The organism is Rhodocyclus gracilis (assembly GCF_009617575.1).
In the GTDB taxonomy this organism is placed as follows: domain Bacteria; phylum Pseudomonadota; class Gammaproteobacteria; order Burkholderiales; family Rhodocyclaceae; genus Rhodocyclus; species Rhodocyclus gracilis.
Genome location: NZ_WIXJ01000011.1, coordinates 23,396 through 43,582, shown reverse-complemented (window position 1 = coordinate 43,582; position 20,187 = coordinate 23,396). Strand labels below are relative to the sequence as shown.

The following is a 20,187-nucleotide window of genomic DNA, read 5'->3' as shown; positions in this document are numbered from 1 at the left end:
ATGGCCAAGGAAGATCTGATCGAAATGCAGGGTGAGGTTGTTGAAAACCTCCCGAACGCGACGTTCCGCGTCAAGCTCGAAAACGGACACATGGTTCTCGGTTTTATCTCCGGAAAAATGCGCATGCACTACATTCGCATACTTCCGGGGGACAAGGTGACGGTTCAACTGACGCCCTACGATCTTTCACGGGCGCGAATTGTTTTCCGCGCCAAATAACGAATCTCTACGCAAGATAGGCAATTCGACAGAAGGCTGGCTGCGCCCCAAAGTCGAGCAAACAGGAGTTGATCATGAAAGTGCTGGCATCCGTAAAGCGCATCTGCCGCAACTGCAAAATCATTCGACGCCACGGTGTAGTGCGTGTGATCTGTACCGATCCGCGCCACAAGCAGCGTCAGGGCTGATCAGGAACGAGTCGTTTTCGTTCGTCTGATTGAACACATAAATACCAGTTTCGCTTATTTGGGGTGAATCGATGGCCCGCATCGCAGGGGTAAATATTCCCAACCACCAGCACGCCGAAATCGCGCTTACCGCGATCTACGGTATCGGCCGCACGCGTTCGCAGAAAATCTGTGATGCGGCTGGGGTTAACCGTTCCACGAAGATGAAGGATCTGACCGACGCAGAGATGGACCGTCTGCGCGACCAGGTCGGCAAGTACACCGTCGAAGGTGACTTGCGTCGTGAAGTCACCATGAGCATCAAGCGCCTGATGGACCTCGGTTGCTACCGTGGGCTCCGGCATCGCAAGGGCTTGCCGGTTCGTGGTCAGCGTACCCGTACCAACGCGCGCACCCGCAAGGGACCGCGTAAGCCCATCGCCGGCAAGAAGTAAGAGGACTAGATCATGGCTAAGACCGCCACGAAAGTGCGCAAAAAAGTAAAAAAGAACGTTGCTGAGGGTATCGCCCACATCCACGCGTCTTTTAACAACACCATCATCACCATCACCGACCGTCAGGGCAACGCGCTGTCGTGGGCGACCTCCGGTGGCGCTGGCTTCAAGGGTTCGCGTAAGAGCACGCCGTTTGCTGCTCAGGTCGCGGCTGAAGCGGCTGGCAAGGCGGCGCAGGAATGCGGCGTCAAGAACCTCGAAGTTCGCATCAAGGGCCCCGGCCCTGGCCGCGAATCGTCGGTTCGCGCCCTGAACGCGCTCGGTATGAAGATTACGGCCATCACCGATGTGACGCCGATCCCGCACAACGGTTGCCGGCCGCCCAAGAAGCGCCGCATTTAAGGAGAAAGAACAGTGGCTCGCAATCTCGATCCGAAATGCCGTCAGTGCCGCCGTGAGGGAGAGAAGCTCTTCCTCAAGGGTGAAAAGTGCTTCACGGACAAGTGCTCCATCGAGCGTCGTTCGTATGCACCGGGGCAACACGGTCAAAAGTCCGGTCAGCGTCTGTCTGACTATGGCGTTCACCTGCGTGAAAAGCAGAAGATTCGTCGTATCTACGGCGTTCTTGAAGGCCAGTTCCGTCGTGTTTACAAGGAAGCCGACCGTCGCCGTGGCGTGACGGGCGAAATCCTGCTGCAACTGCTCGAATCGCGTCTTGATACGGTTGCGCATCGCATGGGCTTCGCTGCCTCGCGTGCCGAATCGCGTCAGCTGGTTCGCCATAACGGCATCCTCGTCAACGGCCGTCGTGTGAACATCCCGTCGTTCCAGGTCAGCCCGGGTGACGTCGTTGAACTCGCCGAAAAGGCCAAGGGACAACTTCGCGTCAAAGCCGCGCTCGCCGCTGCCGAGTCGCGTGGCTTCGCTGAGTGGGTGGAAGTCGACGCCAAGGCCGGCAAGGGTACGTTCAAGGCTCGTCCGCAACGCAGCGAATTGCCGCCGACGATCAACGAGAGCCTCGTGATCGAACTGTATTCGAAGTAATCGCGGCTGCGCTTGACCGAATCAGGCAAAGGACAACACATGCAAAGCAGTGGACTTTTAAAACCGCGCATCATCGATGTGCAGAGCGTGTCGCCGGTGCAGGCCCGCGTCGTGATGGAGCCGTTCGAACGCGGCTACGGTCACACGCTGGGCAACGCGCTGCGTCGCATTCTGCTGTCGTCGATGCCCGGCTACGCGCCGACGGAAGTGAGCATCGAAGGCGTGTTGCACGAATACTCGACGATCGACGGTGTGCAAGAAGACGTCGTCGACATCCTGCTCAACCTGAAAGGCATCGTCTTCAAACTGCATGACCGCGATGAGGTGGTCCTGCACCTGAAGAAAGACGGCGAAGGCATTGTTCGCGCGTCGGATATCGAGATCTCGCACGACGTCGAGATCATCAATCCGGAGCACGTCATTGCTCACCTGTCGCCGGGCGGCAAGCTGGCGATGGAGCTGAAGGTTGAGAAGGGCCGCGGCTACGTGTCGGGCAACGTGCGTAACCTCGGCGATGCCGGCAAGAGCATCGGCAATCTGGTGCTGGACGCGTCGTTCAGCCCGGTGACCCGCGTTGCCTACACCGTCGAGAGCGCCCGCGTCGAACAACGTACCGACCTCGACAAGCTGGTGATGGACATCGAAACCAACGGCGTAATCGAGCCCGAGGAAGCGATCCGTACGAGCGCGCGCATCCTGATGGAGCAGTTGGAAGTCTTCGCCGCTCTTGAAGGGACGGCCGCTCCGGTGGAGCACCACAAGGCGGTTCAGGTCGATCCGGTACTGCTGCGTCCGGTGGATGATCTCGAGCTGACCGTGCGTTCTGCCAACTGCCTCAAGGCGGAAAACATCTACTACATCGGCGATCTGATCCAACGCACCGAGAATGAGCTTCTGAAGACGCCCAATCTCGGTCGCAAGTCGCTCAACGAAATCAAGGAAGTGCTGGCCGCGCGCGGTCTCACGCTGGGGATGAAGCTGGAAAACTGGCCTCCGGCTGGCCTCGAGAAGTAATGCCACCCTGGCTAGCCTAAGAGAGGAACAATAAATGCGTCACCGTCTGGGTCTCCGTAAACTTAACCGTACCAGCGCGCACCGCTTGGCGATGCTGCGCAACATGTCGGTCTCCCTGCTGCGTCACGAAACGATCAAGACGACTTTGCCGAAGGCAAAGGAACTGCGTCGTGTCGTGGAGCCGCTGATCACGCTGGGCAAGAAGCCGAGCCTCGCTAATCGCCGTTTGGCGTTCGACCGCCTGCGCGACCGCGAAATCGTCGTCAAGCTGTTCGACGTTCTCGGCCCGCGTTTTGCGTCGCGTAACGGTGGTTACCTGCGCATCCTGAAGTGCGGTTTCCGTCAAGGCGACAACGCACCGATGGCGTATGTGCAACTGCTCGATCAGCCGGAAGTGACCGAAGAAGCGGAAGCCGTCGAAGCGGCGTAAGCCCTTCTCCCGCTGAAAAAAAGCCAGGCGTTTGCCTGGCTTTTTTTTGTTCACCGCCCGGGTGCGACATTTCGCGAGTGCGGGGATCCGGAGCTGCGCATGCGGCGCGCTAGCGGTGAGCGAGTGCCGGGTAGTCCGTGAGCGCCAGCGGCCGACTGGGTTTAGGGGGGCGAGTGGAAAAAAAGCCCCGCCAGTCCTCAGGAGGGGCTCGTGCGTCTGCCGTGTCGAACGAGACCGGCCAGTGTGAGCGATCTCTAGTGGTGCAGAATCTTCGACAGGAACTGCTGGGCGCGCTCCGAACGCGGCTGGCCGAAGAAGTCATCCTTCGGCGCGTCTTCGACGATGCGTCCCTGGTCCATGAAGATGACGCGGTGCGCGACCTTGCGCGCGAAGCCCATTTCGTGGGTTACGCACATCATGGTCATGCCTTCGTTGGCCAGTTCGACCATGACGTCGAGAACTTCGTTGATCATCTCCGGGTCGAGTGCCGACGTCGGTTCGTCGAAGAGCATGGCGATCGGGTCCATCGACAGCGCGCGGGCGATGGCGACGCGCTGTTGCTGTCCGCCGGAGAGTGCGCCGGGGTGCTTGTTGGCGTGGGCCTTCAGGCCAACGCGTTCGAGCAGCTTCAGTCCCTTCTCGGCCGCCTCGTCGCGCGAGCGGCCCAAGACCTTGACCTGGGCCAGTGTCAGATTGTCGACGATGGTCATGTGCGGAAAGAGCTCGAAGTGTTGGAAGACCATCCCAACACGGGCGCGTAGCGTCGATAGCTTGGTGCGCGGGTCGCCGACCGAAATGCCGTCAACGATGATTTCGCCGGACTGGAAAGGCTCCAGCCCATTGACGCATTTGATCAGGGTCGACTTGCCCGAGCCCGACGGGCCGCAGACGACGATCACTTCGCCCTTCTTGATCTCGGTGGAGCAGTCGCTGAGAACCTGGAAACTGCCATAGGACTTGGAAACCTGACGAATCGAAATCACTTTACGAACCTCCGCTGCAGATGGCGAACGATCTGCGAAGCACTGAAACAGAAGACGAAATAGACGGCCCCTGCGAAGAGGAGCAATTCCACCAAGCGGCCGTCGCGGTCCCCCACTTTGTAGGCGGTGCCGAAGAAATCCGACAGGCCGATGACGTAGACCAGCGAGGTATCCTGAAAGAGGATGATGGCCTGCGTCAGCAACAAGGGCAGCATGTTGCGGAAAGCCTGCGGCAGGATCACCAGACGCATCGTCTGCCCCGGGGTCAGTCCGAGCGCCAGTGCGGCGGAGGCCTGCCCGCGCGACACAGACTGAATGCCGGCACGGATGATTTCCGAGTAGTACGCCGCCTCAAAGAGGGCGAAAGCGCACAAGGCCGAGGCCAGGCGGATGTCAGCAATGCCTTCGCCGAACACCGATTTGAGCAGCTGCGGCACGATGAGGTAGAACCACAGGATCACCATCACCAGCGGCACCGAGCGGAACAGATTGACGTAGCCGGCGGCTGCGGTGGACAGCAGCTTCGACTTCGACAATCGGGCGACCGCCAGCAGCGTGCCCCAGATGATGCCGACCACGATGGCCGTCACCGTCACCTCGAAGGTGATCGACAGCCCCTTGGCGAGAAGGGGCAGTGCGCCGGGAATCGAGCTCCAGTCGAAGCCGTAGCCGTCGTAGGCGTCGTTCATGACGGGTTACCTCCAAGATAGCCCGGGACGCGCACTTTCTGCTCCAGTCGGCGCATGAAGAACATGACGGTGACGTTGATCATGACGTACATCAGCGTCACGGCAATGAAAGCTTCGTAGGGCTGGGCGGTGTAGTCCACCAGCTGTTGTGCCTGACGCGAGAGTTCGATCAGACCGATGGTCGTCGCTACAGCGGAGTTCTTGAAGATATTGAGAAACTCGGAGGTGAGCGGCGGGATGACGAGGCGGAAGGCCATCGGCAGCATGACGTGCCGATACGCCTGCGGCAGTGTCAGGCCAAGCGCCAGCGCCGCGTTGCGCTGCCCGCGCGGCAGCGCGCCGATGCCCGAGCGAACCTGCTCACTCACCCGCGCGCCGGTGAAGAGCCCCAGGCAGAGTGTCGCGGCAATGTATTGCTGCATCAGCGGATTGAGTTGTTTGAAGGCGTCGCCCATGCCGCGCGGCAGGAGTTCGGGCAGAACGAAGTACCAGAGAAACAGTTGCACCAGCAGCGGCACGTTGCGGAAGGTTTCGACGTAGGCCGCCGCCAGCATCGACAACCAGCGATTCGGGACGGTACGCAGAACGCCAAACAGCGATCCGACCGTCAGTGCGATGATCCAGGCGGAGAGGGACAGGGTGACGGTCCATTGCAAACCGGTCAGCAGCCAGCCCAGGTACGTCGACTCTCCCGAGGGCGTCTCGCTGAGGAAAATCGCCCAGTTCCAGTTGTAAGCCATTGGTCAGTGTCGAGCAGTGTGTCCGTTCAAGAAAAGTGGCGGAAGGCAAAACCTTCCGCCACTTCAGAGAGGCCGTGGTCGCGGACTATTCGAATGCCTTGTCGTTCGGTGCCTTGTAGAGCGCCTTCATCGACTCGGACAGCGGGAACGCGAGGTTGAGCCCCTTCGGCGGGATCGGTTGCAGGAACCACTTGGTGTAGATCTTTTCGGCTTCGCCAGAGGTCATGGCCTTGGTCAGCGCATCGTCGACCACCTTCTTGAAGGCGGCATCGTCCTTGCGCAGCATACAGCCGTAGGCTTCGAAGGATTGCGGCGTGCCGGTGACGACCCAGTCTCCCGGGCGGCGGGCCTTCGCCATCTCACCGTAGAGCAGCGCGTCGTCCATCATGAACGCGACGGCGCGGCCGGTTTCCAGCGTCAGGAAGGATTCACCGTGATCCTTGGCGCTGATGATATTCATGCCCATTTTCTTGTCTTCGTTCATCTTGCGCAGGAGACGCTCGGACGTCGTACCGGCGGTGGTGACGACGTTCTTGCTGGCGAGATCGGCGAAGTCCTTGATGCCGGAATCCTTACGCGTCATCAGGCGGGTGCCGATGATGAAGATGCTGGTCGAGAAGCTGACCTGCTTTTGCCGTTCGAGGTTGTTGGTGGTCGAGCCGCATTCGATGTCGACCGTGCCGTTTTGCACCAGCGGAATCCGGTTGGCCGAGGTCACCGGCATCATCTTGACGTCGAGCTTCGCCAGCTTGAGGTCGTTCTTGATGGCGGCGACGGCCTTGAGCATCATCTCTTGCGAGTAGCCAATGACCTGCTGCTGATCGTCATAGTAGGAGAAGGGGATCGACGATTCGCGGTGAGCGAGCGTGATCGTGCCGGTGTCCTTGATTTTCTTCAGCGTGCCGGTCAATTCGGCCGAAAACGCAGGCGTCGTCAGCAAAGAGGCAGCCAGCAGTGCGGCTGCCGCCGTGGTCAGGGTCTTCATCATTACCTCGCGCGAGAGGGTTGCAGGGGAAGGGATGACGAGCGCCCGGACGCTGCAGGACAGCATATCGACGGGCGGACCGGCGAATTATGGAGTCTGCGCGAGGTGGATGCAATCGCGACTTTCGCTGCCGGCTTAGCAACTTAGCGAGAAAAATGGCGTGGGCATCAGTTATGACGTGGGCAGTCGAGGACAAAAAGCGATACGTCGTCGTGCGCCGGATGATCCCCCAGATGCCGGGCCAGCGCAGCGCGCACGCTGTTGGCGCGCTGCTCGGGCGGAATGCCGAGCAGTGCGGAGAGGAGCCGCCCCTGCCCGAACGGATCGCCACTCGCGTCGGTGGCTTCGAGTAGCCCGTCCGAGCACAGCAGCAGCTGTGCATCGCCCGCCCAGGCAAAACGCTGCGTTTTGCAGACCCACTCGTCACTATCGATGATGCCGAGCGGCGTGCGTTGCGAGGTAAAGCGAAACTGCACCCGTCCGCCGCTATCGAGCAGCAGCGCTTCGGGCAGGCCGCCATTCCAGATCTCTCCTTCGCCCGAGGCTTCGTCGATGCAGACCAGCACGGCGGCGACAAAGCGTCCGGCAGGCATCGACTGGCAAAGCTGCGCGTTGATCTCGCCGACGATCTCGCCGAGTGAGGCATTCGTCGGCGCCATGCTGTAAAAGAGCGAGAGCACCGGCAGCGTGCTGATGGCGGCGGTGAGTCCGTGACCGGTGGCGTCGGCGAGCAGCGCATAGCGCCGACCTTCGGCCGAACGCGCCGCCGCGACGACGTCGCCGCTGAAATTGCGGGCGGGCATCAGCCAGTAGCGCAGTTGCGGGTCGTCGAGCCCCGGCCGCCGCAGCTGGCGGTCGATCAGGCTGCGCGCCAGTTCGCCTTCGGCCTCGGCTTCGTCGTGATAGCGCTGGAGGAGTTCGGCATTCTCCAGCAGCTTGCGCTCGGCTTCCTTGCGCTCGCGGATGTCGCGCATGATGCCGATGAAGAGGCGCTCGTCGTCGACGCGCACCTCGCTGACGCCGAGGTCGATCGGAAAGATGGTGCCGTCCTTATGCTGCGCCAGCGATTCGCGGCCGATGCCGATGATGCGGGCAGCGCCGCCGTGCACGTAATGCGCAACGTGTCCGGCGTGCTGGCTGCGGAACGGCTCGGGCATGAGGACGCGCAGGTTGCGGCCGATCAGTTCGCTCGGCTTCCAGCCGAAGATTCGCTCGCAGGAAGAGTTGGCGGCAACGATGGTTTCCTTGGCGTCGATGGTGACGATGGCGTCGAGGACGTTGTCGGAAAGCGCGCGCACGCGCTTGAGCGCGACGTAGGCTTGCCGTTGCAGATTCAGCGCGTGTTGCAGCGAGCGCAGCTTGGCGTCGAGCAGGGCGATGTTGAATGGCTTGCCGATGAAGTCGTCACCGCCGGCTTCGAAACCGGCAATGATGTCTTCCTCGCGATCAAGCGCCGAGAGGAAGATGATCGGCGTCCAGCGCTCGCGCCGCTCAGCGCGGATGCGGCGGGCGAGTTCGTAACCGTCGAGGTCGGAGCTGACGATGTCGAGAATGATCAGGTCCGGGCGATCACGCGCGAAGGCTTCGAGGGCTTCGCTGGCATTGCGCGCGATGATCGCCGTATGGCCGAGGCGGCGCAGGGAGTCTTCGAGGATGCGCCGGTCGAAGGGGTCTTCGTCGAGGATGAGAATCCGCATGCCCGCCGGCTCGGCGATGATGGCGCCTTCACTGCCCATGCGCGTGTGCTCCGGCAGGCCCGGTTTCCAGAATGGTGGCGATGGCGACGCGACCGTCGCCTTCATACTCAAGTCCGTCGAAGCTTGCCAGCCGGGCCATGGCGATGCCGCGCCCGTTCGGGTCGAAGGCGCGCCGGGGGTCGAAGTCGAGATAGTGGCGCCAGTCAAAACCCGGTCCGTCGTCGCTGACGCGTATGAGCAATCGGTTGCTGTCGCGGTGCAGCCGCACCCGCACCCGCTTGTCGAGGTTTTCCGGCAGGGCGGCACGGCGGTCGACTTCGTCGCGCCAGCGGTCGACTTCCTTCAGCATGCGTTTCTCCTCATAGCTGATGCCGAGGTTGCCGTGTTCGATGCTGTTGATCAACAGTTCCGTGAGGCCAAGCAGTGCGCGCTCGGGCTGCGGTGCGGCCAGCGCCACGAAGGATGCGAGTTGCTCGGCTTCGTCGAGGGTGCGCACGACGAAGCTCGCTTCGCGCAAGAGGCGCATGTAACCGCCGCTTTCGCGTTGGCGGCGTGCCAGCGCATGCTTGACTTGGGCGTCTTCCATCGCCGCGTTCAAGGTTTCCAGCACGGTCGATGGTTCGCACGGCGAGCTGATGAAGAAGTAGGCGCCGGTTTTGAGGCCCGCGCGCAGCAAGGACGCGAGTTCCTGGCTGTCGACGGGAGGCATCTGCATGATGACGGGCAGTTCCGCGAGGCGCGGCAGGTGCTTGATGCGGCGCAAGAGCGCCAGTCCGCCGGTGTCGGGGAGCGTCAGGTCGATGATGACGGCGGCGAAGTCCGCATCGGCTGCCGTGATGCTCCGCCATGCCTGCTCGGGATCGGCCTCGCGGGTCAACTGATAGTCGCCGATGCCCAGAGCGCCCGTCAGGCTGTCGGGAGCGTTCTGCTCGCGGGCGACGATAAGTAGTGGCTTGGGCATAGACAACTCCGGGGCGGGCGCACCGACGGGCGTTCGTCGGCGTTGTCTGCTGTGAGTATGACAAATGACAAAGATTCCCGCGCTGCGTGACGGCGTGGCGGGCTAGATGTCCGCCGCGGGCAGCGCGTCTTCGCTGCGTGCTTCCTCCTGTTGCAAGGCCCACATGCTGGCGTAGCGGCCGTTGGCGTCGAGCAGCTCGCTGTGTGTGCCGCGTTCGACAATGCGACCGGCGTCGAGGACGAGGATCTCGTCGGCGTTCATGATCGTCGACAGGCGGTGCGCGATGATCAGCGTCGTGCGGCCCCGCGCGGCGTCGTCGAGACTGGCCTGAATGGCTTTTTCGGTGCGCGAGTCGAGGGCCGAGGTGGCTTCGTCGAAGACAAGTACCGGTGGATTCTTGAGCAAGGCGCGGGCGATGGCGACGCGTTGCTTCTCGCCGCCGGAGAGCTTGAGGCCGCGTTCGCCGACGCGGGTGTCGAAGCCGTCCGGCAGGCTGGCGATGAAAGCTGTCAGTTGGGCGGCGTCGGCCGCCGCGAGTACTTGCTCACGCGAGGCCTCCGGGCGGCCATACTGAATGTTGTAGAAGATGCTGTCGTTAAACAGCACGGTGTCTTGCGGCACGATACCCACCGCCGCGCGCAGGCTTTCCTGGCGCAGTTGGCGCAGGTCGATGCCATTGAGCCGGATGGCGCCGTCGGTGACGTCGTAGAAGCGGAAGAGCAGCCGCGCCAGCGTCGATTTGCCTGCGCCGGAGTGGCCGACGACGGCGAGGGTGCGTCCCGCCGGGACGACGAAGCTGACGTCTGCGAGAATGCGCCGGCGCGGTTCGTAGTCGAAATTCACCCCCTCGAAACGCAGCTCGACCGGGCCGCCCGGCACGTCGACCGCGTCGGCGCGGTTGGCAATTTCGCGGTGGACGGCGAGCAGCTTGAACATGCGCTCAATGTCGGCCAGCGCCTGCCGGATTTCGCGGTAGACGACGCCGAGGAAATTAAGCGGCACGTAGAGCTGGATGAGGAAGGCGTTGACCAGCACCAGATCGCCGATCGACATGCGTCCGTCGACCACACCGCTGGCGGCGCGCCACATCATCGCCGTCACCCCGGCGGCGATGATCAGTTGCTGGCCGATATTGAGCCAGGAGAGCGACACCTGGCTTTTCGTCGCCGCTTCTTCCCAGCGTTGCAGTTGCGCGTCGTAGCGGCGGGCTTCGAAGTCTTCGTTGTTGAAATACTTCACCGTCTCGTAGTTGAGCAGGCTGTCGACGGCGCGCGTGTTGGCTTCCGAGTCGGTGTCGTTGACGCGTCGCCGGATATCCATGCGCCAGTTGCTGACCTGCACCGTGAAGACGATATACGCCGCTAGCGAGATCACCGTGATGATGACGAAATCGACATCGTATTTGACGAAAAGAATGCTCAGCACCAGACCGATTTCGACCAGCGTCGGCAGGATCGAATACAGCGTGTAGCTGATCAGGCTGGCGATGGCGCGCGTGCCGCGCTCAATGTCGCGCGATACGCCGCCGGTCTGCCGCTCCAGATGGAAGCGCAGGGAGAGCGAGTGCAAATGCCGGAATACCTCCAGCGCAATGCGCCGCACCGCGCGCTGCGTGACGCGGGCGAAGAGGATTTCGCGCAGTTCGGTAAACAGCGAGGTCGAAAAACGCAGGCTGCCGTAGAGCGCAAGTAGCAGTGCCGGCAGGACCAGCGCCTGCGGTGCCGCTGAGAGGCCGTCGATCATCTCCTTGAAGACGAGCGGTACCGCCACGTTGGCGAGCTTGGCGGCGACCAGACAGGCGAGGGCGAGCAGCACGCGCCCCTTGTACGTCCAGAGATACGGCCCGAGGGCGCGCAGCGTTTGCCACATCTGGGTCGGTGGCTGTGGCGCGCCGGGCGGGCGAGGTGGACGGGGCGAAGACGAGTGGCGCATGGCGCGGGCGGAGGCGATCAGGACTGAATTTCCGAGTATGCGGGCGGGCTCGCTAAAAGCTCAAGCTCGGCGCGTGTCGGTATTTGCCGGCCGGGCCACCATACGCGGCTGTTGCGGATTGGCGAAGCGGGAGGTGACGCCGGTGTGAGAAGCGAGGCGTTAGAAGCAGGGGGTAGAAGCGAGGCGACGGCAGGTTGCGAAAAAACGCTTGCCATTCGACAGACGAGTCCTTAGGATTCAAACGAACGTTTGATTTGCGCGTGCGCAGCCACGCAACATCGTGGTTTCGCCGCGCACGCCCTAGCTCCCGCGAATCGGCGAGTCCGTGCATACGCGAATACGCGACTCCACGAATGCGCCGCTCCAGTTCCTCCACTGTTTTCGCCGTCCCCGTTTTTGCCGATTGCTCGCCATGCCCGACCAGAAACACTGCCCCGATACTCATGATCGCATTCTCGACGTCGCCGAGCGCCTCTTCATGGCCAACGGCTACGAGGGAACGTCGATGCGCATGATCACCAGCGAGGCCGAGGTCAATCTGGCGGCGGTCAATTACCACTTCGGTTCCAAGGAAGCCCTGATGCGCGAGGTCTTCCGCCGCCGTCTGCTGTGGCTGAACCGCGAGCGCATCGTCCTGCTCGACGCCCTTGAAGCGGCGGCGGCAGGCGCGCCGCTGAAGCCGTCGCAAGTGCTGGAAGCGTTTTTCGGCACGCTGCTGCGCATGGGTGAAGATCCGGCGCTCGGCGGCATGGTCTTCCTGCGCCTGCTCGGGCGGACGCTGACCGAGCCGGCCGATTTCATTCGCACCTTTTTCGCCGGGGAATACGCGGAAGTCGTTGAGCGTTACAAGCACGCGCTGTTTCGCGCCCTGCCGGATGTGCCGCAGGAGGAAATCCTCTGGCGCTTTCATTTCATGCTCGGCTCGATGTCGTACGCGCTCGCCGGAACCGACGTGCTCGAGATCGTCACCGGCTACGAGCCCGGTGACGCCATGGCGACCGATCCCGCCGCCGCCCGTCGTCTGTCGGCGCGGGTCATGCCGTTTCTGCTTGCCGGCCTGCGTGCGCCATTGCCGGCGCCGCTGGCTTCCCTGTCTTCGTCGTCGGCTGCCTCCGGCGACTCCTGCGACGCGCCGTCGGGCGCGTCATCCCGCGTCACCCCTTCACACGCCTGAACCCAGTTCGGAGAACCGCCATGTCTGCGATCCTCACCTTCGTTTTGGCGCTCGTCGCCCTCGCTGTACTCGTCCTCGCCACGCCCGGCGTGCGGCGCGCGCTGATCACCGGCCGCGTCTTCCGCATTTACCGCAAGGTGCTGCCGACCATGTCCGACACCGAGCGCGAAGCGCTCGAGGCCGGCACCGTCTGGTGGGAAGGTGAGCTGTTCCGCGGCAAGCCCGACTGGTCGAAGCTGCACGCCTATCCGGCGCCGAAGCTGACGCCCGAGGAGCAGTCTTTCCTCGACAACGAGTGCAACGAAGCCTGTCGCCTCGTCGACGACTGGAAGGTCTCGCACGAGGATTACGACATGACGCAGGAAGCCTGGCAGTACATCAAGGACAAGGGCTTCCTTGGCATGATCATCCCCAAGCGCTACGGTGGCCTCGAGTTTTCGGCCTTCGCCCACTCGCAGGTGGTGACGCGCCTGTCGACGCGCAGTTCGGCGCTGGCGGTGTCGGTGATGGTGCCGAACTCGCTCGGCCCGGCCGAACTACTGCTGCACTACGGTACCGAGGAACAGAAGAACCACTACCTGCCGCGCCTGGCCAAAGGTATTGAAATCCCGGCGTTCGCGCTGACCAGCCCGTGGGCCGGCTCCGATGCGGCGTCGATTCCCGACGTTGGCATTGTCTGCAAGGGCATGTGGCAAGGCAAGGAAGTGGTCGGCATGCGCGTTACCTGGGACAAGCGCTACATCACGCTCGGCCCGGTGTGCACCATCCTTGGACTGGCTTTCCATCTCTATGATCCGGACGGCCTGCTCGGCGACAAGAAGCACATCGGCATCACCTGCGCGCTGGTGCCGTGGGACACGCCGGGCGTCGAGACACGCCGCCGCCTGTTCCCCTTGAACGCGATGTTCATGAACGGCCCGACGCGCGGCCGCGACGTCTTCATGCCGCTCGACTTCATCATCGGCGGCCAGGCGATGGCCGGCCATGGCTGGCGTATGCTGATGGAGTGCCTCGCCGCCGGCCGCTCGATCTCGCTGCCGTCGTCGAACACCGGCATGGCGCAGGTGACGGCGCGCACCGTCGGCGCCTACGCCCGCGTGCGCAGCCAGTTCAAGATGGCGATCGGCCGCTTCGAAGGCGTCGAGGAAGCGCTCGGCCGCATCGGCGGCAACACCTGGCTCAACGACGCCGTGCGCCGCATGACCGCAGGTGCCATCGACCTCGGCGAGAAGCCGTCGGTGGTGTCGGCGATCGCCAAGTACCACGTCACCGAGCGCGCACGTCAGGTCGTCAATGACGGCATGGACGTCATCGGCGGCAAGGGCATCTGCCTCGGCCCGTCCAACTTCCTCGGCCGCGCCTACCAGCAGGTGCCGATCGGCATCACCGTCGAGGGCGCCAACATCCTCACGCGCAGCCTGATCCTCTTCGGTCAGGGCGCGATCCGCTGCCATCCGTTCGTGCTGCACGAAATGCAGGCGGCGAAGAACCCGGATGTCGCGCGCGGCCTCGTCGATTTCGACCGCGCCATCTCGGCGCACGTCGCCTTCGTCGTACGCAACGGCGTGCGCGCCTTCGTCGCCGGGCTGAGCGGCGCGCGCACGCTCGCCGCCCCCGCCGGCGCAGCACCGGAAACCCGCCGCTACTACCAGCAGTTGTCGCGCTTCTCGGCCGCCTTCGCCTTCCTCGCCGACGTCTCGATGCTCACGCTCGGCGGCGCGCTGAAGCGCCGCGAGAAGCTGTCTGCCCGTCTTGGCGACATCCTCGCCATGCTCTACCTCGCCTCGGCGGCGTTGAAGCGCTACGAGGACGAGGGCCGACCGGCAAGCGATGCGGCGTTCATGCACTGGGCGGTTCAGGATTCCCTGTTTCGCGCGCAGCAGGCCTTCGACGGTGTTCTCGCCAACTTCCCTGGCCGGGCACTGCCGAATCTGCTGCGTCGCGTCCTCTTCCCGTTCGGCGCGGCCTGCGCGGCGCCGGCGGACCGCCTCGGCCGCGACATCGCCAAGGCGATGATCGAGCCTTCGGCAACGCGTGACCGCCTGACGGCACTGGTGCACCTCCCGCAGAACGAGCACGAGCCGGTCGGCACGCTCGAAGCGGCGCTGATCGCCACCATCGACGCCGAACCGATCGACGCCAAGATCCGCACGGCGATGAAGAACGGTGCGCTGCACGACAATCCGCAGGCCAACGTGCGCGATCTGGCCGAAGCCGCCTTCGCCGCCGGGCTGGTGACGCCGGCCGAGCACGCCCTCCTGCGCCGGCGCGACGCGCTGCGCGATGTCGTCGTTCATGTGGACGATTTCGACATGGCCTTCGGTCACGCCCGTCAAACCTCCCCCGCGCCTGCGCCGCTGCGGCGCGCGGCGGCCTGAACCCGCGGAGGATCGTGATCCGTGGCTCGTGAACCCATCTACATCGTCGACGGCGCGCGTACGCCTTTCCTCAAGGCGCGCAATGCGCCGGGGCCGTTCGCCGCCAGCGACCTCGCGGTGCAGGCCGGCCGTGCCCTGCTGCTGCGCCAGCCGTTCGCGCCGACAGACCTCGACGAGGTCATCCTCGGCTGCGCCAGCCCCTCGCCGGACGAGGTGAACATCGGCCGCGTCGTTGCCCTGCGCATGGGCTGCGGCCAGCGCGTTCCCGGCTGGACGGTGATGCGCAACTGCGCCTCGGGCATGCAGGCGATCGACTCGGCCATCGCCAACCTGCAGTGCGGCCGTTCGCAACTGGTGCTGGCCGGCGGCGTCGATGCCCTGTCGCACGCGCCCTTGCTCTACCCGCCAGCGATGGTGCGCTGGTTCGGTGCGCTGTCGACGGCCAAGACGCCCGCAGCGCGCGCGCAGATGTTTGCGAAGCTGCCGCTGAAGGCGATGTTCGCGCCGATCATCGGCATCGTGAAGGGCCTGACCGATCCGGTGGTCGGCCTGATGATGGGGCAGACGGCGGAAAACCTGGCGTGGAAGTTCGACCTGTCGCGCCGGCAGATGGACGAGTTTTCGGTGCGCAGTCACCAGCGCACCATCGCCGCGCAGCAGTCTGGCCGGCTCAAGGAAATCGTGCCGCTGATCGACGCTGCGGGGAAGGTCTACGCCGACGACGACGGCGTGCGCGCCGACTCCAACGCCGACAAGCTCGGCACGCTGAAGCCCTTCTTCGACCGCAAGTACGGCCGCATCACCGCCGGCAACAGCTCGCAGATCACCGACGGTGCGGCGTGGCTGGTGCTGGCCTCGGCCGAAGCAGTGGCGCGCTGGAATCTCAAGCCGCTGGCCAAGATCACCGACAGTCAGTGGGCGGGCCTCGACCCGGCGCAGATGGGCCTCGGGCCTGTTCATGCGGCGACGCCGATCCTGCAGCGGCACGGCCTGTCGCTGGCCGATATCGACCGCTGGGAAATCAATGAAGCCTTCGCCGCGCAGGTGCTCGCCTGTCTGGCGGCGTGGGAATCCGACGACTATTGCCGCGAGCAGCTGGGCTTGCCCGGCGCGCTCGGCCGGCTCGACGACTCGCGCCTCAATGTCGATGGCGGCGCCATCGCGCTCGGCCACCCGGTCGGCGCCTCGGGCGCGCGCATCGTCCTGCATCTCGTGCACGCGCTTAAGGCCCAAGGCGGCGGCCGCGGCATTGCCAGCATCTGCATCGGCGGCGGGCAAGGCGGCGCCATGCTGGTGGAGACCTGCGCATGAACCTGACTCCTCATTCCCTCGCACCGGTGGACGCCGCCGCGGCCTTCACCCACTGGCGTCTCGAACGCACGGCCGACGGTCTCGCCACCGCCACGCTCGACCGTGCCGGCGCCTCGGCCAACGCGCTGTCGGCCGCCGTGCTCGGCGAACTGGCGCAAGTGCTCGATACGCTCGACGCGGCGCCGCCGAAAGGGCTGATCATTCGCTCCGGCAAGGACGCGGGTTTCATCGCCGGTGCCGACATAGACGAGTTCGGCGCGCTGGCCAGCGCCGAGGACGCGCAGGCGCTGGTCGCGCGCGGCTGGCAGCTGTTCAACCGGCTGGCGGCGGTGCGCTACCCGACGCTGGCGCTGGTGCGCGGTCACTGCCTCGGCGGCGGCCTCGAACTGGCGCTCGCCTGCCGCTACCTGCTCGTCGTTGACGAACCCGGCACTCGCCTCGGCCTGCCCGAGGTGATGCTCGGCATCTTCCCCGGCTGGGGCGGCATGCGCCGCCTGCCGCAGCGCGTCGGCGGGCCGGTGGCGCTCGACCTGATGCTCGCCGGCAAGACTGTCGACGCGCGCCGCGCCTACAAGATCGGGCTGGCCGACGCCTGCGTGCCGCCGCGCGTGATGGCCGAGGCGGCGCGCCAGCTGGTCGTTTCCGGCCAGCCGCGCAAGCCGCTGCCTTTCGTCACCCGCCTGCTGTCGGGGCCGCTGCGCAGCGTCGTTGCTTCTCAGGCGAAGAAGAAGGTCGCCGCGCGCGCGCGTCCCGAGCACTACCCGGCGCCGTACGCGATCATCGACCTGTGGGCGCGCCACGACGGCGATGCGCTCGCTGCGCCGGAGCTGATCGACGGTATCGTGCGCTCACCGACGGCGCGCAACCTCGTTCGCGTCTATCACCTGCAGGAGCGGCTGAAGAGTTTCGGCAAGGTCGACGGCGTCGCCGCGGCGAAACACGTGCATGTCATCGGCGCCGGTGTCATGGGGGGCGACATCGCCGCCTGGTGCGCGCTGCGCGGGCTGACGGTGACGCTCGCCGACCAGGACATTGCACGCATCGCTCCGGCGATCCAGCGCGCGCACACGCTGTTCAAGCGCCGCCTGCGCGACCCGCTGCTGCAGCGCGCCGCCGCCGATCGACTGATTCCCGACGTCGACGGTTGCGGCGCGGCGCGCGCCGACGTCGTCATCGAAGCCATCGTCGAGAACGTCGAGGTCAAGCGCGAGCTGTTCCGTCGCCTCGATGCGCAGATGCGCCCCGACGCGGTGCTCGCCACCAACACCTCGAGCCTGCGCCTCGAAGACCTGCGCGACGTGCTGGCACGCCCCGAGCGGCTGGTCGGCATCCACTTCTTCAACCCGGTGGCGAAGATGCCGCTGGTCGAGGTGGTGGCCGCCGAGGGCGCCGATCCGGCGATGTTGGCGCGTGCCGCCGCCTTCGTGCGCCAGATCGATCGCCTGCCGCTGCCGGTGAAGAGCGCGCCGGGTTTCCTGGTCAACGCCGTTCTCGCTCCCTATTTGCAGGCGGCGATGCGCTGCGTCGACGAGGGCTTGTCGCCGGAAACCCTCGACGAGGCGATGCTCGCCTTCGGCATGCCAATGGGGCCGATCGAACTGGCCGACACCGTCGGTCTCGACATCGCGCTCGCCGCCGGACGCAGCCTCGTCAGCGACGTCGCCGAACCGCCGGCGTGCCTCGCCGAACGCGTTGCTGGCGGCCGTCTCGGTCGCAAGAGCGGCAGTGGCTTCTACACCTGGCGTGACGGCAAGGCGGTGAAGGCGACGCCGGGGGCCGTTCCGCAAGGTTTGGCGCAGCGTCTGGTCGAGCCTCTCCTCGTGCGCGCGCAAGAACTGGTAGATTCCGGCATCGTCGCCGATGCCGAGCTGGCCGATGCCGGAGTGATCTTCGGTACCGGCTTTGCTCCGTTCACCGGCGGGCCGCTCAACTACCGGAAAAATTCGCATGCCTGAAATCCCCGTAGCCCTTCCTGACCGTCAACCGGCGTTGCGCGTCATGCCGCTGCCAGCCGATCTTAACCACCATGGCGATGTCTTCGGCGGCTGGATCATGGCGCAGGTGGACGTCGCCGGCGCCGCCATCGCCGCCAAGCGCGCCCGCGGTCGCGTGGCGACCGTGGCGGTGAATTCCTTTCTCTTCAAACAGCCGGTATCGATGGGCGATATCGTCAGCTTCTATGCCGAAGTGGTCGCCAGCGGCCGCAGTTCGGTCACCGTTAACGTCGAGGTTTACGCCGAGCGGCATCCTGCGAATCCCCTGACGGTGAAGGTGACCGAGGCGACGCTGACCTATGTTGCGCTGGACCAACAGGGGGCTAAGCGCCTGTTGCCGCCGGAAGAATAAAAACGCTTGCGCGGCCGCCGGCTGCCGATAAAATCGCCGTAGCGAAATTGCAACAAACGGCAACACTAGGCAATATCCCGCAACACTCCGCAGTTCCCCCCGTAGTCAAAACCACTAAAACAGCGCACGCAAAAGGAGAGAGATGTGATGAAGAGAGGAACCCCCATGAAAGCGATTTCGGTCGCTGTCCTCGCCCTGTGTTCCGGCTACGCGTCGGCGTCGGGCTTTCAGCTGATCGAGCAGAACGCGAGTGGAATCGGTAATGCGTTTGCCGGTTCGGCGGCGGTGGCGGAAAACGCGTCGACGATCTTTTACAACCCGGCGGGCATGACGCAGTTGCAGGATCGCGAGGTGTCTGGCGGTATCGCCATGGTAAAGCCGAGTTTTACCTTCACCGACAGCGGCTCGTCTAACGTTGGTGCTTTCCAAAACACAGGTAACGGGGGCGATGCGGGAAGTTGGGCCGCTCTGCCGAATGGTTATTTGTCGTGGGCGCTGAACAAGGACCTCTACCTTGGTTTGGGTATCGGCGCACCGTTTGGCCTGATGACCGAATATAAGTCCCCTTGGCAGGGGGCGGCGCAATCGACCAAGTTCGATGTCAAGACGATGAACATCAACCCGTCCGTGGCTTTTCGCGTCAATGAAACGGTATCCATCGGCGGGGGGCTGAACTGGCAGAAGCTGGATGTTGAGTACAAGCGTTTGGCAGGTATTTACACCACCGCCCAAGTCGGTGTTCCGCTGTCAAGCTCGAACGTTACGCTCAAACTCAAGGATGATGCGTGGGGCTGGAATGTCGGGGCGTTGTTCACCCTCTCCCCTGCGACAAAAGTTGGGGTTTCCTATCGTTCGGCCATCAAATACACGGCAGAAGGTACTGTTTCCGTTGATGGTCCGAGCGCGACTTTCAATGCTGCACGTTCGAGCAATGCCAAAACAGAAGTAAAGCTGCCCGACACCTTCATTCTCAGCGTCGCGCAAAACCTCAGTGATCGTTGGGACATGCTGGGCGATGTGAGCTGGACCGGATGGGCCAAGATTCCGAAGATCGACATCATGAACTCTTCGACGGGTTCTGCAACGCCGATCCAGACCCTCGATACCGAGTTCCGGAACACCTGGCGTGTCGCGCTCGGCGCGAATTACAAATACACGGACGCGCTGAAGTTCAAGTTCGGCATTGCCTACGATCAGTCGCCGGTGAAGGGCGCGTCGACGCGACTCGTATCCTTGCCTGACAATAATCGGCTCTGGTTCTCGACCGGTGTGCAGTGGAAACTGGATAAGGCTTCCGCCCTTGATGCCGGCTTGGCCTATCTTTACGTCAAGGACGCGAAGATCAGCAATAATCAAGGTACGTTGGCTTCTCCCTACCGTGGTCTGGTCGACGGAACGTATGCGGACAGCTGCTGGATCGTTGGTGCGCAGTACTCGCTGGCGTTCTGATTATTCGCTCGCCTTTCCAGAGAAAACGCCCCGCATTGCCGGGGCGTTTTTTTCGCCGCCGTTCCTGTTTTATCGCTTGACGTGCTGACAGTTCGCACTAGAATTCAAACGTTCGTTTAACTGTTTTGCCCCTTGTTTCTGTATCCCCGTTTGTATCCCCGTTCCGGGTCGTTCCCGGCCTAAACGTTCCACCGTCCCGACCTTTCCGTGTGC

At 63.8% G+C, this 20,187-nt stretch carries 20 protein-coding genes; 13 read left to right on the top strand and 7 right to left on the bottom strand.

Annotation, left to right across the window (positions count from 1 at the left end; genetic code table 11):
• From infA to rplQ, 7 genes are all read left to right on the top strand, one after another.
• Entirely contained in the window at positions 1-219 is a 219-nt protein-coding gene (gene infA, locus GHK24_RS12020; protein ID WP_014235458.1) for a translation initiation factor IF-1, read from the top strand.
• A 74-nt stretch (positions 220-293) separates the two neighbouring features.
• Positions 294-407 carry a 50S ribosomal protein L36 gene (gene rpmJ, locus GHK24_RS12015; protein ID WP_153473127.1) on the top strand — a complete coding sequence of 38 codons (114 nt, stop codon included), beginning with the start codon at positions 294-296 and terminating at the stop codon, positions 405-407.
• 71 nt (positions 408-478) lie between these two features.
• Positions 479-841, top strand: coding sequence for a 30S ribosomal protein S13 (gene rpsM, locus GHK24_RS12010; protein WP_153473126.1), 363 nt, complete (start codon positions 479-481; stop codon positions 839-841).
• Positions 842-853: 12 nt separating this feature from the next.
• Positions 854-1,243: a 30S ribosomal protein S11 gene (rpsK, locus tag GHK24_RS12005; protein ID WP_153473125.1), complete on the top strand. Its 390-nt coding sequence runs from the start codon at positions 854-856 to the stop codon at positions 1,241-1,243.
• A gap of 12 nt (positions 1,244-1,255) precedes the next feature.
• Positions 1,256-1,885, top strand: a complete 630-nt coding sequence (gene rpsD, locus GHK24_RS12000) for a 30S ribosomal protein S4 (protein ID WP_340642806.1) — start codon at positions 1,256-1,258, stop codon at positions 1,883-1,885.
• A 39-nt stretch (positions 1,886-1,924) separates the two neighbouring features.
• A complete protein-coding gene (locus GHK24_RS11995) occupies positions 1,925-2,899 on the top strand; it encodes a DNA-directed RNA polymerase subunit alpha (RefSeq protein ID WP_153473124.1) in 975 nt (324 codons plus the stop codon).
• A gap of 34 nt (positions 2,900-2,933) precedes the next feature.
• Positions 2,934-3,329, top strand: coding sequence for a 50S ribosomal protein L17 (gene rplQ, locus GHK24_RS11990; RefSeq protein WP_153473123.1), 396 nt, complete (start codon positions 2,934-2,936; stop codon positions 3,327-3,329).
• A gap of 254 nt (positions 3,330-3,583) precedes the next feature.
• Here rplQ and GHK24_RS11985 read toward each other — a convergent pair whose 3' ends face one another.
• The 7 genes from GHK24_RS11985 to GHK24_RS11955 all read right to left on the bottom strand — a co-directional run bounded on the left by GHK24_RS11985 (position 3,584) and on the right by GHK24_RS11955 (position 11,316).
• Positions 3,584-4,312 (bottom strand): ATP-binding cassette domain-containing protein, encoded by a 729-nt coding sequence (locus tag GHK24_RS11985; RefSeq protein WP_167681047.1) that lies wholly within the window; start codon positions 4,310-4,312, stop codon positions 3,584-3,586.
• Complete coding sequence (gene gltK, locus GHK24_RS11980) at positions 4,309-5,001, bottom strand: glutamate/aspartate ABC transporter permease GltK (protein ID WP_153473121.1); 693 nt, start codon at positions 4,999-5,001, stop codon at positions 4,309-4,311. Before gltK ends, GHK24_RS11985 begins: the two co-directional genes overlap by 4 nt.
• Entirely contained in the window at positions 4,998-5,741 is a 744-nt protein-coding gene (locus GHK24_RS11975; protein ID WP_153473120.1) for an amino acid ABC transporter permease, read from the bottom strand. Before GHK24_RS11975 ends, gltK begins: the two co-directional genes overlap by 4 nt.
• A gap of 85 nt (positions 5,742-5,826) precedes the next feature.
• Positions 5,827-6,729, bottom strand: a complete 903-nt coding sequence (locus GHK24_RS11970; RefSeq protein WP_153473119.1) for a glutamate/aspartate ABC transporter substrate-binding protein — start codon at positions 6,727-6,729, stop codon at positions 5,827-5,829.
• Positions 6,730-6,893: 164 nt separating this feature from the next.
• Positions 6,894-8,528 (bottom strand): SpoIIE family protein phosphatase, encoded by a 1,635-nt coding sequence (locus GHK24_RS11965; RefSeq protein WP_228384686.1) that lies wholly within the window; start codon positions 8,526-8,528, stop codon positions 6,894-6,896.
• Complete coding sequence (locus GHK24_RS11960; protein ID WP_153473117.1) at positions 8,452-9,384, bottom strand: ATP-binding response regulator; 933 nt, start codon at positions 9,382-9,384, stop codon at positions 8,452-8,454. The genes GHK24_RS11965 and GHK24_RS11960 overlap by 77 nt, the downstream gene beginning before the upstream one ends.
• Before the next feature lie 102 nt (positions 9,385-9,486).
• Entirely contained in the window at positions 9,487-11,316 is a 1,830-nt protein-coding gene (locus GHK24_RS11955) for an ABCB family ABC transporter ATP-binding protein/permease (RefSeq protein WP_153473116.1), read from the bottom strand.
• Positions 11,317-11,728: 412 nt separating this feature from the next.
• Here GHK24_RS11955 and GHK24_RS11950 point away from each other — a divergent pair, with 412 nt between their 5' ends.
• From GHK24_RS11950 to GHK24_RS11925, 6 genes are all read left to right on the top strand, one after another.
• Complete coding sequence (locus GHK24_RS11950) at positions 11,729-12,490, top strand: TetR/AcrR family transcriptional regulator (protein WP_153473115.1); 762 nt, start codon at positions 11,729-11,731, stop codon at positions 12,488-12,490.
• A gap of 20 nt (positions 12,491-12,510) precedes the next feature.
• On the top strand, positions 12,511-14,868 hold the full coding sequence (locus GHK24_RS11945; RefSeq protein ID WP_153473114.1) for an acyl-CoA dehydrogenase: 2,358 nt from the start codon (positions 12,511-12,513) through the stop codon (positions 14,866-14,868).
• Between the two features lie 21 nt (positions 14,869-14,889).
• Positions 14,890-16,179 carry an acetyl-CoA C-acetyltransferase gene (locus GHK24_RS11940; RefSeq protein WP_340666182.1) on the top strand — a complete coding sequence of 430 codons (1,290 nt, stop codon included), beginning with the start codon at positions 14,890-14,892 and terminating at the stop codon, positions 16,177-16,179.
• Positions 16,176-18,134 carry a 3-hydroxyacyl-CoA dehydrogenase NAD-binding domain-containing protein gene (locus GHK24_RS11935; RefSeq protein ID WP_153473113.1) on the top strand — a complete coding sequence of 653 codons (1,959 nt, stop codon included), beginning with the start codon at positions 16,176-16,178 and terminating at the stop codon, positions 18,132-18,134. Before GHK24_RS11940 ends, GHK24_RS11935 begins: the two co-directional genes overlap by 4 nt.
• Entirely contained in the window at positions 18,127-18,525 is a 399-nt protein-coding gene (locus GHK24_RS11930; RefSeq protein ID WP_153473112.1) for an acyl-CoA thioesterase, read from the top strand. The genes GHK24_RS11935 and GHK24_RS11930 overlap by 8 nt, the downstream gene beginning before the upstream one ends.
• Before the next feature lie 165 nt (positions 18,526-18,690).
• A complete protein-coding gene (locus tag GHK24_RS11925) occupies positions 18,691-19,974 on the top strand; it encodes an OmpP1/FadL family transporter (protein WP_228384685.1) in 1,284 nt (427 codons plus the stop codon).
• Positions 19,975-20,187: the final 213 nt, after the last annotated feature.

Bases quoted from the DNA above. Each gene is read 5' to 3' on its own strand.
- GHK24_RS11955 (WP_153473116.1), bottom strand. From the start codon at position 11,316: ATGCGCCACTCGTCTTCGCCCCGTCCACCTCGCCCGCCCGGCGCGCCA.
- rpsK (WP_153473125.1), top strand. From the start codon at position 854: ATGGCTAAGACCGCCACGAAAGTGCGCAAAAAAGTAAAAAAGAACGTT.
- GHK24_RS11935 (WP_153473113.1), top strand. From the start codon at position 16,176: ATGAACCTGACTCCTCATTCCCTCGCACCGGTGGACGCCGCCGCGGCC.
- GHK24_RS11950 (WP_153473115.1), top strand. From the start codon at position 11,729: ATGCCCGACCAGAAACACTGCCCCGATACTCATGATCGCATTCTCGAC.
- GHK24_RS11960 (WP_153473117.1), bottom strand. From the start codon at position 9,384: ATGCCCAAGCCACTACTTATCGTCGCCCGCGAGCAGAACGCTCCCGAC.
- gltK (WP_153473121.1), bottom strand. From the start codon at position 5,001: ATGAACGACGCCTACGACGGCTACGGCTTCGACTGGAGCTCGATTCCC.
- rplQ (WP_153473123.1), top strand. From the start codon at position 2,934: ATGCGTCACCGTCTGGGTCTCCGTAAACTTAACCGTACCAGCGCGCAC.
- GHK24_RS11925 (WP_228384685.1), top strand. From the start codon at position 18,691: ATGAAAGCGATTTCGGTCGCTGTCCTCGCCCTGTGTTCCGGCTACGCG.
- GHK24_RS11970 (WP_153473119.1), bottom strand. From the start codon at position 6,729: ATGATGAAGACCCTGACCACGGCGGCAGCCGCACTGCTGGCTGCCTCT.
- GHK24_RS11975 (WP_153473120.1), bottom strand. From the start codon at position 5,741: ATGGCTTACAACTGGAACTGGGCGATTTTCCTCAGCGAGACGCCCTCG.
- GHK24_RS11930 (WP_153473112.1), top strand. From the start codon at position 18,127: ATGCCTGAAATCCCCGTAGCCCTTCCTGACCGTCAACCGGCGTTGCGC.
- GHK24_RS11945 (WP_153473114.1), top strand. From the start codon at position 12,511: ATGTCTGCGATCCTCACCTTCGTTTTGGCGCTCGTCGCCCTCGCTGTA.
- infA (WP_014235458.1), top strand. From the start codon at position 1: ATGGCCAAGGAAGATCTGATCGAAATGCAGGGTGAGGTTGTTGAAAAC.
- GHK24_RS11965 (WP_228384686.1), bottom strand. From the start codon at position 8,528: ATGAAGGCGACGGTCGCGTCGCCATCGCCACCATTCTGGAAACCGGGC.
- GHK24_RS11995 (WP_153473124.1), top strand. From the start codon at position 1,925: ATGCAAAGCAGTGGACTTTTAAAACCGCGCATCATCGATGTGCAGAGC.
- rpmJ (WP_153473127.1), top strand. From the start codon at position 294: ATGAAAGTGCTGGCATCCGTAAAGCGCATCTGCCGCAACTGCAAAATC.
- rpsM (WP_153473126.1), top strand. From the start codon at position 479: ATGGCCCGCATCGCAGGGGTAAATATTCCCAACCACCAGCACGCCGAA.